Here is a 3893-nt window from a genome sequence, read left to right as displayed (position 1 = left end):
CTACTCCTGCCACCGAATTGTAATGTTCCATGCCAAAAATGAAGTTTTTGCCTGTTGCCAATGATTTTTGATAAATGTGCTTGAATACTATCTCGTGGTTGATTTCGCCTGTACTGGGTTCAAAACGTTGGGGTACATCGCCAATCTGGAAATAGCCGATTTCGTCCCAAACCAAATCTATGTTGCGTTGCAAATGCCCTTCGTTTTGTTGTAAATGAAACAAATCGAACAGAATTTTGCAGGCAGGGCTATTCACGGCTTTTGCCAATAAATAGCATTGTGCCGAAGTTTTAAGATAGACTTGTGGCGGAAAACTGAGCGGTTCGAGTAGCATTACCATGCCATGAGGCTCGAAAATTTCGGCGGCTCTTTTGAGGCTTTCCAGTACATTCGCCGTTTGGATTTCATACGGCAAGGTAGGGTCTGCGGCATCTGGCACAACAGTGACGTATTTGCCGTTGAGGCGTTTGCCTACTTCTACGGCTTGACGACATTTGTCTAAAAAGATATTTCTAAATTCCTCTTTACCCGACGTAAACGCTGCATTGGGTGGCCAATTGACAGGCCCCATCACAAACGTTCCCATTTCCATATTTAAGTCGGAAAGCGTTTTGCCAATTTTATCTAAGTACTCAGGCGTTTGTCCGAGCATCCCTATGCCCATCAAATTGGGCATGGGTACACCCGAAAAGGCGTTGTCTTCAAAAGCGGTAAAGCCTAAGTCGGCCGAGTATTTAATTTGGTCGATAAGGTCGCTTCCTGCCGAAGCGAATGTCCCAAAATGGGGGGCGTATTTGAGTTTGAAAGTATTCATTTTTAAAAATTATCAGCTTGTTTATAGGCTTCTAATAAAGCTTGTTCGCCTTCAATGCCATCAATTGAGTTGAAATGTTCCATGCCCAAAATGAAATCTTTCTGACTGGCTTTCGACTTTTGGTAAATGTGTTTGAAGATATTTTTGTAATTGATTTCACCCGTTCCTGGCTCGCATCGCCCTGGTTCATCGCCAACTTGGAAATAACCGATTTCATCCCAAACCATGTCGATGTGGTATATCAATCTGCCTTCATTTTTTTGCAAATGATACATATCGAACAAAATTTTACAGGCATCTCTGTTCACGGCTTTGCACAACATGTACGCCTGTGCCGAGGTTCTGAGGAAAAGCTCGTGGTGGTCGGCAAGGGTTTCTATCGCCATTGTCACGCCAATAGGCTCAAAAATATCACTGGCTTTTCTGAGGGCATCAATGGCATGAGCCGTTTGCATTTCGATAGGCAAAGAGCGGTCGAAACAATCGAGCGTAATGGTTACAAATTTGGCATTGATACGTTTGGCAACTTCTACACCGCTTTTACATTTAGTAAGAAATTCCTCTAAATATTCAGGTTTGCCCGAAGTGACCAATTCGATGGGCGGCCATTTGGTGGGGGTCAATACAAACGTGCCCATTTCCATGCCTCTTTTTGCCAAGGTTTCGCCAATTTTATTGAGCATCTCAGGCGTTTGGCTGCACATCCCAATACCCATGCGGGTAGAATTAAACTGCACCAAGGGCGACACGAAGCCGCTATCTTCGAGAGCTTTGAAGCCCAAATCAGCCATATAATTGATTTGGTCGATTGGGTCTTTTCCTGCCGAATGCGTAAACGAACCAATATGCGGAGCGTATTTTAGTTTAAAAGGCATATTATTGGAATTAAAATATACTATTTTAAAATTAAATTTTAAATTTGTATAAAAATAAAGTATATGTTTATTGAAAGAACCTTGGCAGAGCCTATTCAAAGGCTTATAAGCAAATTCCCGATTTTAGCCATTACTGGTCCTCGACAATCGGGTAAAACAACCCTTATCAAGAATCTATTCCCTGATTATGAATATGTTACCCTTGAAAATCCTGATATTAGAGAGCGAGCCTTGTTAGACCCTAATGGGTTTTTACGAAACTACGCTTCTCGTGTTATTTTTGATGAAGTACAACAAGTGCCTTCTTTGTTTTCATACCTCCAAACGAAAGTAGATAATGATAAACAAATGGGACAATTTGTACTTTCGGGTTCTCAGAACTTTCAACTTTTACAAAGTATTAGTCAGAGTTTAGCTGGTAGAGTTGCCTTATTTCAACTAATGCCCCTCGATTTTAGAGAATTATCTTCTAAACAACTGTTGCCTACTGACTGGTGTAGTACTGCTTTTAAAGGATTTTATCCTGCTATCTACGACCGTGGCATTGAGCCAACTGATTATCATAGAAACTATATTGAAACCTATATTGAGCGTGACGTTAGGCAATTGATAAATATTCGAGACCTACGATTGTTTAGGCTTTTTTTAAAATACTGTGCAGGTCATGCAGGACAAATGCTCAATATCCAAAAAATTGCCAACGAAGTCGGTATTTCTCAGCCCACCGCTCAGGCTTGGTTATCGGTTTTAGAAACCAGCTATATTGTTTTTACCTTAGCCCCTTACTATCAAAATTTCAGTAAAAGGCTTGTGAAAACCCCTAAATTGTATTTTTACGATACTGGCTTGCTTTGTTATTTGTTAGGCATGAATAACACAAGCGACTTAGACCATTATTATCAACGAGGAGCGATTTTTGAAAATCTCATCATAGCCGAATTACATAAAAACCAAACGCATGAGTATCGCCAACAATCATTCTATTTTTGGCGAGATAACAACCAATTAGAAGTTGATGTTTTGTATGAAAAAATGAATCAGTTGCATATTGCAGAAATCAAATCTGCCGAAACAATTCATTCTTCTTATTTTAAGAATATGCACACTTTTACAAAAATTTCAACAACCCAAGTACCCAAGCGTAATTTAATTTATGGTGGACAAGAATCTTATCAATACCTTGACACAGAGGTTATTTCATGGAAAAACACGCATAAATTTTTAGATTAAACAGCCAGATTCGACAAAATTTTCTTGAAAAGTTTATGCTGTTTTTCTACTTGGTCGAAGGCATCAAACTCATCGGTAAATGCCGAGCCTTCGTATTCTGATGAAATATAGCCTTTGTAACCTCCTTCGTGGAAAACCTTGAAAATGGCAGGGTAATCTATCGAAGGCTCATCGCCATTTTCATCGAAACCATAGAATTTACCATGTACGTGTACCACGTAGGGCATGATTTCTTTCCAGTTTTCTACGGGCTGACGGCCATTCATGCTAAATGCCATATTCAGGCGACCAATTTGTGGCGGCGTAGCCCCCATTGGAACTAATCTTTGGGCCAATTCACCAAATTTGGCTGGCGTTGGAATATCTTTATGCCAAATTTCTTTGGTAATGGCAATCATCTCGTCAGTAACACCTGCCGTTTTAAAGCTGGTCAATAACGCCTCCGGAATGGCACGCATACAAGTCCCCATATCTGGCACAAAGCGTAACACGCGGGTCTGCATTTGTCCAAACATTTCAGCCATTTTAATTACTGAAGGGTGGTCAACGCTGTAAGGCGTATGTAGCTCTATTCCCATCACGACGTTAGCTTTTTCTGCAAAAGGCACGAGTTTTTGATAGACTTCGGCTGGTGCGGTAGTTTGGCAACGCAGGATAGGAAAGCCGAGTTTTTGAGCCGCCAAAATCTGAGGTTTGATGTATTCTACGGTTTCATCAATACTCATTTTGGCGTGGCGTTTGATAGCCACATCAATGTTGGCATCTAAAGCCACTGGCTCAAACTCGTACTTGTCAAGGAGGTTTTTTACTTCTTTTTCGGTTTGGTCAGAGATGTATGGAAATCCTCTAAGGCTTTGAAAGCCAATTATTTCTAAACCGGTACCTAAGTCACGTTTACGAGTTTCGGCAATTACGTCTTCCAACGAAAATTGTCCAGAGTTCCATTCGTAAGCGTAGGAAAAAAGGGAGGTGGC

4 protein-coding genes are annotated in these 3893 nt (G+C 40.8%); 1 reads left to right on the top strand and 3 read right to left on the bottom strand.

The window, feature by feature from the left end:
- Positions 1-814, bottom strand: an 814-nt coding sequence (locus tag ACOVQ4_RS02295; RefSeq protein ID WP_421819047.1) for a TIM barrel protein, incomplete at its 3' end; no start/stop codon positions are given.
- A gap of 2 nt (positions 815-816) precedes the next feature.
- Positions 817-1689: a hydroxypyruvate isomerase family protein gene (locus tag ACOVQ4_RS02290; RefSeq protein ID WP_421819046.1), complete on the bottom strand. Its 873-nt coding sequence runs from the start codon at positions 1687-1689 to the stop codon at positions 817-819.
- Positions 1690-1752: 63 nt separating this feature from the next.
- Here ACOVQ4_RS02290 and ACOVQ4_RS02285 point away from each other — a divergent pair, with 63 nt between their 5' ends.
- Positions 1753-2919 carry an ATP-binding protein gene (locus tag ACOVQ4_RS02285; RefSeq protein WP_421819045.1) on the top strand — a complete coding sequence of 389 codons (1167 nt, stop codon included), beginning with the start codon at positions 1753-1755 and terminating at the stop codon, positions 2917-2919.
- On the opposite strand, the gene ACOVQ4_RS02280 is transcribed toward ACOVQ4_RS02285, so the two are convergent.
- On the bottom strand, positions 2916-3893 hold a 978-nt coding region (locus tag ACOVQ4_RS02280), incomplete at its 5' end, for a sugar phosphate isomerase/epimerase family protein (RefSeq protein ID WP_421819044.1). The two genes, ACOVQ4_RS02285 and ACOVQ4_RS02280, sit on opposite strands and share 4 nt — an antisense overlap.

Origin of the sequence: Flectobacillus sp. (assembly GCF_049240685.1) — a bacterium.
In the GTDB taxonomy this organism is placed as follows: Bacteria; Bacteroidota; Bacteroidia; order Cytophagales; family Spirosomataceae; genus Flectobacillus.
The sequence above is the reverse complement of the archived record's forward strand: the minus strand, read 5'-3'. Positions and strand labels throughout refer to the sequence as shown.

What these genes read in the sequence shown, in the direction of transcription:
- ACOVQ4_RS02290 (WP_421819046.1), bottom strand. Translation starts at nt 1,689, where the DNA reads ATGCCTTTTAAACTAAAATACGCTCCGCATATTGGTTCGTTTACGCAT.
- ACOVQ4_RS02285 (WP_421819045.1), top strand. Translation starts at nt 1,753, where the DNA reads ATGTTTATTGAAAGAACCTTGGCAGAGCCTATTCAAAGGCTTATAAGC.